Consider the following 12,831-nt stretch of genomic DNA (forward strand, 5'->3'; position numbering starts at 1 on the left):
TTCAGGGCTTTCCTTTCTTACAACCAGCAAGGCTCGACAAGCAAATGGCGCGCATCGTGATGAAATTCGGCGGCACCTCCATGGCGGGGATGGAGCGAATTCGCAACGTGGCCGCGCGCGTCAAACATGTCGTCGAGCAGGGCCATGAAGTCGCCGTCGTCGTATCCGCCATGGCGGGCGAGACCGACCGGCTGGTGGGCTTCTGCAAGGAAGCCTCGCCGCTGTACGATCCGGCGGAATATGACGTGGTGGTCGCCAGCGGCGAGCAGGTGACGAGCGGGCTGCTGGCCATGACGCTGAAGGCCATGGGCGTGGATGCGCGGAGCTGGCTCGGCTGGCAGCTTCCGATCCGCACCAACGAAGCCCATGCCAAGGCGCGCATCGAGGATATCGACACGATCGACCTGCTGTCGTCGATGCGGTCGGGCACGGTGGCGGTGATCCCCGGTTTCCAGGGCATGATGGAGGATGGCCGCATCTCGACCCTGGGGCGGGGCGGATCGGATACCTCGGCGGTGGCGGTGGCGGCGGCGCTGAAGGCGGATCGCTGCGACATCTACACCGACGTCGACGGCGTCTACACCACCGATCCCCGCATCGTGGCGCGGGCGCGCAAGCTCGACCTCGTCACCTATGAGGAAATGCTGGAACTGGCCTCGGTCGGGGCCAAGGTGCTCCAGACCCGCTCGGTCGGCCTCGCCATGAAGGAAGGCGTGGTCGTGCAGGTGCTTTCCTCCTTCGATGATCCCACCCAGGACGACCTTCCCGGCACGCTGATCGTCAGCGAGGAGGAACTGGAAGCCAAGCTCAAGGAAGACAAGATGGAACGTCAGCTCATCACCGGCATCGCCCATGACAAGAATGAGGCGAAGATCACCCTGACCCGCGTGCCCGACCGTCCGGGCGCCGTGGCGCACATCTTCGCGCCGCTGGCCGATGCCGCGATCAACGTCGACATGATCATCCAGAATGTCGGCCGCGACAAGGGCGAGACCGACGTGACCTTCACCGTGCCGGGCGCCGACCTGGCGCGGGCGCTGGACGTGCTGGAAAGCCAGAAGGCGGTGATCGGCTTCAACCGCGTGATCCCCGACACCAAGGTCGCGAAGGTCAGCGTCGTCGGCGTCGGCATGAAGAGCCATGCGGGCGTCGCCAGCACCATGTTCCAGTCGCTGGCCGATCGCGGCATCAACATCCTCGCCATCTCGACCAGCGAGATCAAGGTGTCGGTGCTGATCGACGAGGATGAGACGGAACTGGCGGTGCGTGTGTTGCATACCGCTTATGGGCTGGACGCGCCGGTCGCTTGACCTTTTCTCCCTTCCCCTTCAGGGGAGGGGTCGGGGGTGGGGCCGTGCCCCACAAAACAGTGCGTGGGGAGAACCCCCACCCCAACCCCTCCCCTGAAGGGGAGGGGCTTTTTGACTCCAAGGGCATGACTATGACGAACGCCAAACTCGCTTCCCTGATGGCTCGCGGCACCGAATTTCTGGGCTGCGACGTCGCGATCCTGTGCGGGGCGATGAGCTGGGTTTCGGAACGCAATCTGGTGGCGGCGATCTCCAATGCGGGAGGCTTTGGCGTGATCGCCTGCGGTGCGATGACGCCCGAACTGCTCGACAGGGAGATCGCGGCGACCAGGGCGCTGACGAGCAAGCCCTTCGGCGTGAACCTCATCACCATGCATCCGCAGCTGTTCGAGCTGATCGAAGTATGCGCGAAGCACGATGTGGGCCATGTCGTGCTGGCCGGCGGCCTGCCGCCCAAGGGCAGCATCGAGGCGATCAAGGCGAAAGGCGCGAAGCTGATCTGTTTCGCCCCGGCGCTGGCGCTGGCGAAGAAGCTGGTGCGTTCGGGCGTGGACGCGCTGGTGGTCGAGGGCATGGAGGCGGGCGGCCATATCGGGCCGGTCGCGACCAGCGTGCTGGCGCAGGAAATCCTGCCCGAAATGGCCTCGCAGGTGCCGGTGTTCGTTGCCGGGGGCATTGGGCGCGGCGAGGCGATCGCCGCCTATCTGGAAATGGGCGCCGCGGGCGTGCAACTGGGCACCCGCTTCGCCTGCGCGATCGAGAGCATCGCGCATCCGAATTTCAAGAAGGCCTTTTTCCGGGCCTCGGCCCGCGACGCGATCGCCAGCGTGCAGATCGACCCGCGCCTGCCGGTCATTCCCGTGCGGGCTCTCAAGAACGCCGGGACCGAGGCCTTTACGGTCAAGCAGCGCGAGGTCGCCAATCTGCTCGACAGCGGGGCGGTCGACATGGGGGAGGCGCAGTTGCAGATCGAGCATTATTGGGCGGGCGCGCTGCGCCGTGCGGTGATCGACGGCGATGTGGAGGGCGGATCGCTGATGGCCGGGCAGTCGGTCGGCATGGTCAGCAAGGAAGAACCGGTGATGGATATCATCGCCCAGCTGATGGATGAGGCCGCCGAAGCGCTGGCACGGCGGGCCTGAACGGGACGAGCCGAATCCTCTGCCGGACGAACCGAGCCTTGGCTTGGTCGTCAGGAACCCGTGCTTTTGCCATGAGTTTGTTTCGTCCGGATCATGATCGAAAGAGGTTCACGGGTGCCGCTGCGTACCGCTGTCCGCCGTTTTTGTGAGCTTGCCCCCGTCGCCGCGCTCGCGCTGATCGCGGGCTGTTCGACGCCGGAGAAAAAGGCGCCCCCCACGCCTCCGCCGCCTGTCGTGCCGACGATCAAGCCGCTGCCGCCCATGGGCGCCGTCGAGGAAATGAGCATTCCGGAGGTCGGGGATGACGGCAAATATCTGACGCCCAACCGGGGGGTGACGGCCAATACGGCGCTCTGGCATGTGCGCATGGCGTTGAATGTGGCGGCGCTGTCCTGTCATGGCATCAACGAACCGGCGCGCATCCAGTATAACCAGATATTGCATGTGCATGAGGCCGCGCTGCGGGAGGCCAATGCGGCGGTGGACCGCAATTATCTGGCGGCCTATGGCACGGGTGGCCTCAAGGCGCGCGAGCTGCTGAACACCGTCGTCTATAATTTCTTCGCGCTGCCGCCGGTGACGAAGAGCTTTTGTCCGGTCGCGATCGAGGTGGGGGCGAAGATCCTCGCCATGCCGTCGAACCAGCTTCTGGGCTATGCGCCCGAGGCGCTGGCGGCGCTGGAAAAGCCGTTTCAGGACTTTTACGCCGCCTATGCCGATTATCTGCGGCGGCTGGCGGAGTGGCAGTCGCGCTTTGGCGGGACGGTGACGGTGGTGGTGTCGCCCACGCCGCTGCCGCCCCCGCCCACGCCGCCCAAGGAAGTGGCGGGATTCGTGCCCAACGCCCCCGCCCCGGTGCCGGGCGCGCCGGTGCAGGTCCAGGTGCCCCTGTTTCCGCTGACGCCGATGCGCGAGACGTTCGTGCCGGTTCGGTAGCTATCCCGCTGGCGTGACCGTCGAGGGCGCCTTGGGGGGCAGGGGGAAGAGGCGGGCGAAGCGGTTGGCCACGCTCCTGTCTCCCTCGACCTTGAGCGCCTGCGCGACATCATCGAACGGGACGCCGCCATAGAGGACCGCGACCAGCGCATTCTGGTCGCCGGTCAGGATGACGTCGGCGCCCGCCGCCTCGCCGCGATCCGCGATGAAATCCCCGTCCTTCAGCGCCAGCCGGAACTCCTCCTCGCCGAAGCGCAGGCCGATGGTCGCATCCATGTCCCCGATGCGGCTGCGGTCGATCATCGTGCGCATCGACAGGATCACCGACACGTTGCTCATCGGCATGCCCGGTTCCATCGTGGGCGAGCGGCAGGCCCAGCGGCCCAGCACCTGGAACAGAATCTCCGACTCGCGGCCCCAATCGGTCAGCTCGTAGATCTGGCTGGCGGCGGGCGGGGGCAGGCGGCGGCGGATGAGGACGCTGGCGGCCTCCAGCTCCTCCAGCCTCTGGGTGAGCACGTTGGCGCTGATTCCGGGCAGGCTGGCGCGCAGGTCGGTAAAGCGCTTGGGACCGAGCATCAATTCCCGCATGATCGGCATGGCCCAGCGATCCCCGATCAGGTCCAGCGCATGGGCGACCGCGCAGCCATCCTGATATGCTCGTTTCTTCAAAACTGAGTCCTTGGTTATTTTTTATAACTTAACTGTTGTAGAAGATAATTCATGAGTGCATAAAGTTCAAGCCGGTGAGTCGCGACAGGATCGCCGGAACAGATAATCCCGAGGAGATGCGCGATGCCCAATGCCCCCGCACCGAAGATGATTTTCATCAATCTGCCGGTGAAGGATCTGGCCGCCTCGATCGCCTTCTACGAAAGCGTGGGTGCGGTCAGGAACAATGATTTCGCCGATGAGAGCGCGCAGATGCTCAGTTTTTCGGATGCGATCCATGTGATGCTGCTTACCCATGAGCGTTTCGCCAGCTTCACCCCGCGCGGGATTCCCGATGCGCATGAAACTGCGCAGGTGCTCCTGGCGTTGAGCGAAGCGAGCCGCGAGGATGTCGATGCGACCGTGGACAAGGCGCTGGCCGCTGGCGGGACCGAACCCAATCCGAGCCAGGATTACGGCTTCATGTATGGCCGCAGCTTCGCCGATCCGGACGGCCATATCTGGGAAGTGACGTGGATGGACGTGGAAGCGGCTCTGGCGGCGAACAAGGAGGCCGCCGCCTGAACTTCGAACCTGAAAAAGGAGAGATGAGATGGCCTATATGGACGGTTTCGTGATCCCGGTGCCCAGGGGCAACAAGGCGAAATATAAGGAAGTGGCGGCCTGTGCCGCGCCGATTTTCATCGAATATGGCGCGCTGCGCGTGGTCGAATGTTGGGGAAATGACATCAAGCCGGGCAAGGTCAATGATTTCCGCACCGCCGTGATCGCGGAGGAGGGCGAGGATGTCGTCTTTTCATGGATCGAATGGCCCGACAAGGCGACGCGCGACGCGGGCGCGGAAAAGGTGATGAACGATCCCCGGATGCAGCCCAAGGAAGGGGAGGAGATGCCCTTTTCCGGCGCGCGGCTGATCTATGGCGGGTTTGAGGTGCTGATCGACGAGAAGGCGTGAGGGAGACGGATCATGACCGATCTGAACGGCAAATTCTTCTGGTATGAACTGATGACCAGCGATCCCGCGGCGGCGATCGCCTTTTACGGCGATGTCACCGGCTGGACGGCGCAGGCCTTTGGCGGCGGCCATGACTATCAGGTGGTTTCGGGCAGCGCCGGGCCGCTGGGCGGGATCATGGCGATTCCGGAAGAGGCCAGGGATTGCGGCATGAAGCCCTGGTGGGGCGGCTATATCGGGTCGGCGGATGTCGACGCCGATGCGCAGCGGCTGACCGGGGCCGGTGCGGCGGTCAAGCGGCCGCCGGAGGACATAATCGGTGTCGGGCGCTTTGCGGTGATGGCCGATCCGGGCGGCGCGGTGTTCATGTTGCTGAAGGGGTCCACCCCCGAAGGCATGGAGGCGCCGCCGTCGATGGCGAACGGGCATGTCGGCTGGCATGAACTCTATAGCGGCAATTTCGATGCCGATCTGGCCTTCTACACATCCCAGTTCGGCTGGGGGAAGGGCGAGGCCATGGATATGGGCGAGATGGGCCATTACCAGCTCTTCTCGCAAAGCGGCGCCACCGATTTCACCAGCATGGAAGGCGGCATGATGGCGCTGCCGAAGGAAATGCACGCGCCGCTGTGGCTCTTCTATTTCGTCGTGCCGGACATCGATGTCGCGGTGGATAAGGTGAAAACCGGCGGTGGCACCGTGCTGAACGGGCCGATGGAGGTTCCCGGCGGGGCCTGGATCATACAGGCGCTCGATCCGCAGGGCGCGATGTTCGCGCTGGTGGGGATGCGGGCGCCTGAACTGACATAAGGGAGAGAAGCCATGTCGAAGATTTCACCCTGCCTGTGGTTCAACGGGCAGGCCGAGGAAGCCGCGCATTATTATGCGTCGATCTTTGGCGGATCGGTTGACCATGTGAGCTATTATCCAGAGGAGAATTTGTCGCCTTCGCCCATGGCGGGCGGGAGCGTGCTGCTGGTCGAGTTCACCCTGTTCGGCCAAAGCTATCAGGCGTTGAACGGCGGTCCCCAGTTCACCTTTGACGAGGCGGTGTCGCTGTCGGTCGGATGCGAGGATCAGGCGGAACTGGACCGCTATTATGACGCGTTGACCGCCGATGGGGGCCAGCCTGCGCCATGCGGATGGGTGAAGGACAGATATGGCCTGTCATGGCAACTCGTCACGCGCCGGATCATGGAAAATTATCATAGCGGCGACAGGGCAGGCATCGCCCGCATGATGCAGGTGATGATGACCATGCAGAAGCTGGATACCGCCGCGATGCAGGCTGCCTTTGATGGAGAAAATAGATGAGCGCTCCCACATCGATGGCAGAGTTCGAACTGTCCGTGACCTGCCATATCGCCGCCCCGCGCGAGATTGTGTGGAAGGTGTGGACCGACCTGAAGGACGAATGGTTCTGTCCCAAACCGTGGCGGGCCGAGGTGATCGAGGAGGATCTGCGCCCCGGCGGACGCAGCGCGCTGCGGATGTTCGGTCCCGATGGCGAGGATACGGGGCCGATGGAAGGCATTATCCTGGAGGTGGTGCCGATGGAGAAGGTGGTGAGCACCGACGCCTATGCTTCGGGCTGGATTCCGCAGGCGCCCTTCATGACGGCGATCTGGAGCTTTGCCGACGAGGGGGAGGGGACGCGCTTTACTGCCACCGCGCGGCACTGGGACGCCGAAACGCTGGAGAAGCATAAGGCAATGGGCTTCCATCCGGGCTGGGACCAGATGGCGGAACAGTTCAAGGCGCTGTGCGAGACGTCGGCGGCGAGCGCCTGACGAACGAAAAGGGCGCCCGGCATGTGCCGGACGCCCTTCCCCTTCGGCCTATCGGGAGGGGTCAGGCCTTGGTGACTTTCTCGACGGCGGAGCGGAACTTCATCATGTCGTCCGACGAGCCGACGGTGACGCGCGACACGGTCGGCCAGATCGCCCAGTTGCGGCCGATCTGCACCTTTTCCGGCGTGGCGAGCAGGGCGGTCTGTATCTCCTTGGCGGGCTTCTTCCAGTCCACCATGAACATGTTAGCCTGGCTGCCGGGCTGGACCATCAGCCCCTTCTTGTTGAGCCAGGCGATGGTTTCCTCGCGATTGGCGATCATTTCCTGGCGGCGGGCCTTGATCAGACCGGCTTCGGGATAGACCGCGTTGCCGCAGGCCATGGCCGTGATCGACAGGCCGCCAGCGGTAGGACCGAACAGGCCGATGCGCTTCTGCACTTCCGGGTCGGCAAAGGTGAGGCCCAGACGCACCCCCGCCATGCCGAACAGCTTGGAGAAGGTCCGCATGACGATCAGGTCCTTGCGGCCCGCCACCAGCGTCGCGGCGCTCGGCGCTTCGGAGAAGTGGATATAGGCTTCGTCGACCAACAGGATCGAATCCTTGGGCTTGTTGGCGAGCAGCCATTCGATATCGGCCAGCGGGGTGACGGTGCCGGTCGGGTTGTTGGGCGTGCAGATATAGTAAAGCCCGGCATTGGGGTTGGCGGCCAGCATCGCCTTCACATCATGGCCCTTGCCGATGGCCTGGGGCGCCTTGGCGATGGGGGCGCCCATATAGTCGGCGGTGCGCCAGGCGGATTCGAAGGTCGGATCGGCAGTGACGAGGCCCTTGGTCGGCGAGCAGAAGGCTGCGACCGTGCTGACCAGCGGGCCGCCCGAACCGGGCCACAGCATGACGTGCGATTCAGGGATGCCTTCGACCCTGGCGACGGTGGCGACCAGATCGCCCTTGTAATTGTCCGGGTCATACCAGTTGCCGAGCGCGGCGGCCTTGGCAGCGGCCTGTACGCCCGGTTCGAACGGCCCGGTCCAGCATTCGTTGGAACCGATGCGCACCGCGCCCTTGATGCCGCGCGCGGCCTGCTGCTGCGCGAAGGCGGGCTGGATCAGCAGTGAATTGGCGGCGGCACCCGCGGCCATCAGGGCAGAGAGCTTGCCGATCGTGCGGCGGGAATAGCCCCGTTCGAGCAGGTCGTCGCGGGCATGTTTTTCCAACATCATGGTCATGTCGTCTGTTCCCCTTGTTGTTCCATCAACTGCGCATATTCCAGAAGGGGAAACGAAAAGGGCGGCGCATTTCCACAATGCGCCGCCCCTTCATTTTGACATTTTATGCTGTTCGTTGGACTCAGGCTTTCCACACCTTGTCGATGGCGTTGCAGAAAGTCTTCATTTCTTCCGCGGAGCCGACAGATACGCGCGAAATATTGGGCCAGATCGGCCAGCTGCGGCCGATCTGCACCATCTCGGCCAGCATCTCGGCCTGCATGCCCTTGGCGGGCTTGCCCCAGTCGACCATGAACATGTTTGCCTGGCTGCCGGGGATGACCTTGATGCCCTTGCTCTTGAGATGGGCGATGGCCATTTCACGGTTGGCGATCATTTCGGCCCGGCGTGCCTTGATGAGATCGGCCTGCGTCACTGACGCCGTGCCGCACGTGACGGCCGTCATCGGCAACATCGCCGTCACCTGCCCGCCGTCATAGCGCATCATCTTTTCCATGATGGCGGGACTTGCAAAGGTGAGGCCCAGCCGCATCCCCGCCATGCCGAACAGCTTGGAAAATGTCCGCAGAATCAGCACGTCGTCGCGGGTCGCGGCCATTTTCGCGGCGTTGGGACCGTCATACCAGTGGATATAGGCCTCATCGATGACGAGCACGGCGTCCTTGGGCTTGTTATCGGCCAGCCATTGCAGGTCGGCCAGCGGAGTGACGGTGCCGGTCGGGTTGTTGGGCGAACAGATATAATAGACGCCGGCATTGGGATCGGCCGCCAGCATCGCCTTCACGTCATGGGCATAATCCTTGTTCAGCGGCACCTTTGTCACCTTGGCGCCCAGCCAGTCGCCCGTGCGCCAGATCGCTTCATAGGTCGGGTTGCCGGTGACGATGCCGCGCGTGGGCGAGGCGAAGGCGACGGCGACGCGGCTCAACGGGTCGCTGGAGCCGGGCCAGGCGGTGATGCGCTCGGCCGGGATGCCCTCCACGGACGAAACGGCGGCGAACAGCTTGGCATGCTCATCGTCGGGTTCGTAGCGATTGCCTTCCTGCACCGCCTTGAAGGCGGCCTCGGCCCCAACGGGGAAAGGGCCGGTCCAGCATTCGTTCGCGCCGATCAGCACGGCGCCCGCGACCGGCTTGGCGGCCTGTTGCGCCATGGCGCCGGTCATGCGCAGGGCAGCGGCGCCCGCGCCCAGCAGGGCGGCGGCCTTGCCCATCTGTCGGCGGGAATAGCCGCGGTCGGCAAGATCCTGTTCGAAAGCCTTGGTATCGATTTCTGCCATATGCTCGTCTCCCTGACTCGCTGACGTTTCGCATTTTACGGCTATAAACGAAACCGCGCTTCATTTCCGCCATATCCGCGCGGGCAAAATACGCTGTTCCCGCACATATTCGCCTTGGAAAGCGGTAGCGCGATCTGTTAGCGCTTCTCCCATGCCCAGCACGCCCGCCGCCGCCGCCCGCCAGATCCTCATCCGCCTGCAGGAGGTCATGGCCGCGCGCACCAGTGCGCAGGCGAAGCTGAACAAGGTGGTCGAGATCATCGGCCAGTCCCTGTCGAGCGAGGTCTGCTCCATCTATCTGGTGCGTGAGGGGGTGCTGGAACTGTTCGCCACGCGCGGGCTGAAGCAGGAAGCCGTCCATGTCACCCGCATGGCGATGGGCGAGGGGCTGGTCGGCATGATCGCCAGCAATGTCGAGACGCTCAATCTCGACGAAGCGGCGGCGCATCCCGATTACAGCTATCGTCCGGAAACCGGCGAGGAACTCTACCACAGCTTCGCGGGCGTGCCGATCGTACGGCGCGAGCGCGCGATCGGCGTCCTGTGTGTGCAGCATGTGGAGCCGCGCCGTTATGAGGAAGTGGAGATCGAAGCGCTTCAGACCGTGGCGATGGTGATGTCCGAACTGATCGCCAATGCCGAACTGGCCGATGACGGCCCGCTCGACAGCCGGGTCGCCGATACCGGATCGTCGATCCTGCACGGTTTGCAGCTCGTCATGGGGATGGCGCGCGGGCATGCCGTGTTCCACCAGCCGCGCGTCCATATCGAGCATACCGTCGCCGAGGATACGGAGGCCGAGCGGCAGCGCGTCATTTCCGCCTTCACCAAGATGCGCGAGCAGATCGACCGGATGACCGGAACGGCCGAGTTCGGCACCGAGGGCGAGCATCAGGAGGTGCTCGAAACATACAAGATGTTCGCCTATGACGAGGGGTGGATCAGGCGGATCAACGAGGCGATCGACAGCGGCCTGACCGCCGAGGCCGCGATCGAGCGCGTGCAGCAGCGCACCCGGATGCGGATGCGGCAGATCGACGACCCGCTGCTCCAGGACCGGATGCACGACCTGGAGGATATGGCGAACCGGCTGCTGCGCATCGTGTCGGGACAGTTGGGGACGGCGGCGCAGCTGGGCCTGCGGCAGGACGCCATCCTCGTCGCGCGCAATCTGGGGCCGGCGGAGCTGCTGGAATATGACCGGCGGCGGTTGAAGGGCGTGATCCTGGAGGAAGGATCGCTGACGGCGCATGTCACCATCGTCGCCCGCGCCATGGGCGTGCCGGTGCTGGGCCGCGTGCGCGACATCCGCCATCAGGTGAATGAGGGCGACCTGATCCTGATGGACGTCGCCGCCAACGCGCTGCTGATCCGGCCGACGCCCGACATGGAGGAGGCGTTCGAGAACAAGCTGCACGTGACGCAGAAGCGGCGCGCCGAATTCGCCGCGATGCGCGATTTGCCCTCCGTGACGACGGACGGGCAGCGGATCGAGCTGATGGTGAATGCCGGGCTGCGCGAGGATGCGCAGGCGCTGGACATCGTCGGCGCCGACGGCATCGGCCTGTTCCGCACCGAGTTCCAGTTCCTGGTCTCCGCCACCCTGCCGCAGCGGGAAAAGCAGCAGCGGCTCTATCGCGACGTGCTGGACGCGGCGGGGGACCGGCCGGTGATCTTCCGCACGGTCGACATCGGCGGCGACAAGGCGCTGCCCTATATGCAGCGCGACGACGACGAGGAGCTGGAGGACAATCCGGCCATGGGCTGGCGCGCGTTGCGGCTGGCGCTGGACCGCGACGGGCTGATGAAGGCCCAGGCCCGCGCGCTGCTGGAGGCGTCGGCCGGCAAGGTGCTGCACGTCATGTTCCCGATGGTGTCGGAGCCGTGGGAATATGAGCAGGCGCGCGCATTGGTCGAACATCAGCGCGAATGGCTGGTGGCGCAGAAGAAGAAATTGCCGGTCGCGATCCGCTATGGCGCGATGCTGGAGGTTCCGGCGCTGGCGGAAGTGCTGGACCTGTTGCTGCCCCAGCTCGATTTCCTGTCGATCGGCACCAATGACCTGACGCAATTCCTGTTTGCTGCCGACCGCGCGCATCCCAAGCTGGCGGAGCGTTACGACTGGTTGAGCATCGCGATATTGCGGTTCCTCGACCGTGTCGTGCGGGCGTGCGAAACCTATGAGGTGCCGGTCGGCGTGTGCGGCGAGATGGGCGGGCGCACGCTGGAGGCGATGGCGCTGGTGGGGTTGGGCATAAGGCGCCTGTCGATCACCCCCGCCTCGGTCGGGCCGGTGAAAGCGATGATCCGCTCCATCGATGCCACCGAGTTGCGGGCGCTGATGCGGGACTTGATGGACCGGGGCGTGATCGATATTCGCGGGGCGCTGACCCGATGGGCGGTCGAACAGGGTATCGAATTGAATTGAGGGCATAGATATGCTGCCTTTGGACTTTTCGAGGCCGGGGCGGCGTTGACAATCCCCGTCCCGGAATGAGACAAGACCGGCCTTCAAGGATCGCGGAGCAGCATGGCAGAAGAAGCTGAACAGGACCCCGGCGTGGCGGCGCCGGATCGGCAAGGCACTCCCGGCGCGCGGCTGCGCGCGGCGCGGGAGGCGCAGGGGCTGTCGATACAGGATGTCGCGAGCCGCACCCGCATCGCCCAGCGCCAGCTGGAGGCGATCGAGCGGGACGATTATGCCGCGCTGCCGGGCATTCCCTATGCGGTCGGCTTCGCCCGCGCCTATGCCCGCGCCATCGATGTGGACGAGGTGGCGATCGCGGCCGATGTGCGCAATGCGGTGCACAACAGCGATCTGGGCGCGAACCGCTATGAAGCCTTCGAACCGGCCGATCCGGCGCGCGTGCCCTCCCGCCTGCTGGCCTGGACGGCGGCGGCGATCGTGGTGATCCTGGTGGCGGGCTTTGCCGTGTGGCGCACGCAATTGCTGACGCCGCCGACAGGTGAGGAAATCGCCGCGCAGCAGGCCGCGCCAGCGCCGACGGCGGCGAAACCGGCCACAGGGGCAGCGCCCGTGGTTCCCGTGGTGCAGACGGTGGTGTTCACCGCCAATGACGATGTGTGGCTGCGCATCTATGACGAGGCGGGCGAGCGTCTGAAGGACGGGTTGATGAAGAAGGGTGAGACTTTCACCCTGCCCGCCAATGCCAGGAACCCGATGATCCTGACGGGGCGGCCGCAGGCGCTGACCGTCACCGTGGGCGGCAAGGCGATCGCGCCGCTGGGCGCGCCGGATCGCACCATTTCCGATGTGCCGGTCAGTGCCGAAGCGTTGCTGGCCCGCCCTGCGCCCGCCCCGGTGGCCGCAGCGTCGCCGGCAAGGGCGCCGGCATCGACATCGGCACCCGCATCGACATCGACGCAGCGGCGCACCGGCGCGCCTGCATCGGTGTCGCCGGTGCCTGCTTCGCCCGCAGCCGCACCCGCGCCCGAACCGGCGCTTCCGGCGCCGGCGCCGGCGGCGGGCAATTGACCCGATCCGGGGGATCGGTTCAG

General features: G+C 65.0%; 13 protein-coding genes. 10 read left to right on the forward strand and 3 right to left on the reverse strand.

The window, feature by feature from the left end:
• Nucleotides 1–44 precede the first annotated feature (44 nt).
• From MJ601_RS10575 to MJ601_RS10585, 3 genes are all read left to right on the forward strand, one after another.
• Complete coding sequence (locus tag MJ601_RS10575; RefSeq protein WP_242126099.1) at nucleotides 45–1,310, forward strand: aspartate kinase; 1,266 nt, start codon at nucleotides 45–47, stop codon at nucleotides 1,308–1,310.
• Nucleotides 1,311–1,441: 131 nt separating this feature from the next.
• The gene (locus tag MJ601_RS10580) at nucleotides 1,442–2,452 is read left to right on the forward strand and encodes an NAD(P)H-dependent flavin oxidoreductase (RefSeq protein ID WP_242126101.1); all 1,011 of its coding nucleotides are present in this window, start codon (nucleotides 1,442–1,444) and stop codon (nucleotides 2,450–2,452) included.
• 114 nt (nucleotides 2,453–2,566) lie between these two features.
• The gene (locus MJ601_RS10585; RefSeq protein WP_242126103.1) at nucleotides 2,567–3,388 is read left to right on the forward strand and encodes a hypothetical protein; all 822 of its coding nucleotides are present in this window, start codon (nucleotides 2,567–2,569) and stop codon (nucleotides 3,386–3,388) included.
• On the opposite strand, the gene MJ601_RS10590 is transcribed toward MJ601_RS10585, so the two are convergent.
• Nucleotides 3,389–4,060 (reverse strand): winged helix-turn-helix transcriptional regulator, encoded by a 672-nt coding sequence (locus MJ601_RS10590; protein ID WP_242126106.1) that lies wholly within the window; start codon nucleotides 4,058–4,060, stop codon nucleotides 3,389–3,391. It lies immediately after the preceding gene.
• A gap of 123 nt (nucleotides 4,061–4,183) precedes the next feature.
• Here MJ601_RS10590 and MJ601_RS10595 point away from each other — a divergent pair, with 123 nt between their 5' ends.
• The 5 genes from MJ601_RS10595 to MJ601_RS10615 are packed head-to-tail and all read left to right on the forward strand — an operon-like array spanning nucleotide 4,184 to nucleotide 6,805.
• Nucleotides 4,184–4,624, forward strand: coding sequence for a VOC family protein (locus MJ601_RS10595; protein ID WP_242126108.1), 441 nt, complete (start codon nucleotides 4,184–4,186; stop codon nucleotides 4,622–4,624).
• Nucleotides 4,625–4,652: 28 nt separating this feature from the next.
• On the forward strand, nucleotides 4,653–5,015 hold the full coding sequence (locus MJ601_RS10600) for a DUF1428 domain-containing protein (RefSeq protein WP_242126110.1): 363 nt from the start codon (nucleotides 4,653–4,655) through the stop codon (nucleotides 5,013–5,015).
• A gap of 12 nt (nucleotides 5,016–5,027) precedes the next feature.
• A complete protein-coding gene (locus MJ601_RS10605) occupies nucleotides 5,028–5,825 on the forward strand; it encodes a VOC family protein (protein WP_242126112.1) in 798 nt (265 codons plus the stop codon).
• A gap of 12 nt (nucleotides 5,826–5,837) precedes the next feature.
• On the forward strand, nucleotides 5,838–6,329 hold the full coding sequence (locus MJ601_RS10610) for a VOC family protein (RefSeq protein WP_242126114.1): 492 nt from the start codon (nucleotides 5,838–5,840) through the stop codon (nucleotides 6,327–6,329).
• Nucleotides 6,326–6,805: an SRPBCC domain-containing protein gene (locus MJ601_RS10615; RefSeq protein ID WP_242126116.1), complete on the forward strand. Its 480-nt coding sequence runs from the start codon at nucleotides 6,326–6,328 to the stop codon at nucleotides 6,803–6,805. Before MJ601_RS10610 ends, MJ601_RS10615 begins: the two co-directional genes overlap by 4 nt.
• A gap of 61 nt (nucleotides 6,806–6,866) precedes the next feature.
• Here the strand turns inward: MJ601_RS10615 and MJ601_RS10620 are convergent, their stop codons facing one another.
• Together MJ601_RS10620 and MJ601_RS10625 are read right to left on the reverse strand one after the other, a co-directional pair.
• Complete coding sequence (locus MJ601_RS10620) at nucleotides 6,867–8,033, reverse strand: pyridoxal phosphate-dependent aminotransferase (RefSeq protein WP_242126118.1); 1,167 nt, start codon at nucleotides 8,031–8,033, stop codon at nucleotides 6,867–6,869.
• Nucleotides 8,034–8,154: 121 nt separating this feature from the next.
• Nucleotides 8,155–9,312: a pyridoxal phosphate-dependent aminotransferase gene (locus tag MJ601_RS10625; protein ID WP_242126119.1), complete on the reverse strand. Its 1,158-nt coding sequence runs from the start codon at nucleotides 9,310–9,312 to the stop codon at nucleotides 8,155–8,157.
• Between the two features lie 151 nt (nucleotides 9,313–9,463).
• On the opposite strand from MJ601_RS10625, the gene ptsP reads away from it, so the two are divergent.
• Together ptsP and MJ601_RS10635 are read left to right on the forward strand one after the other, a co-directional pair.
• Complete coding sequence (ptsP, locus tag MJ601_RS10630) at nucleotides 9,464–11,740, forward strand: phosphoenolpyruvate--protein phosphotransferase (RefSeq protein WP_242126121.1); 2,277 nt, start codon at nucleotides 9,464–9,466, stop codon at nucleotides 11,738–11,740.
• A gap of 102 nt (nucleotides 11,741–11,842) precedes the next feature.
• On the forward strand, nucleotides 11,843–12,808 hold the full coding sequence (locus MJ601_RS10635; protein WP_242126123.1) for a helix-turn-helix domain-containing protein: 966 nt from the start codon (nucleotides 11,843–11,845) through the stop codon (nucleotides 12,806–12,808).
• The last annotated feature ends 23 nt before the right edge of the window (nucleotides 12,809–12,831 follow it).

Origin of the sequence: Sphingobium trunci, from assembly GCF_022664535.1 — a bacterium.
In the GTDB taxonomy this organism is placed as follows: domain Bacteria; phylum Pseudomonadota; class Alphaproteobacteria; order Sphingomonadales; family Sphingomonadaceae; genus Sphingobium.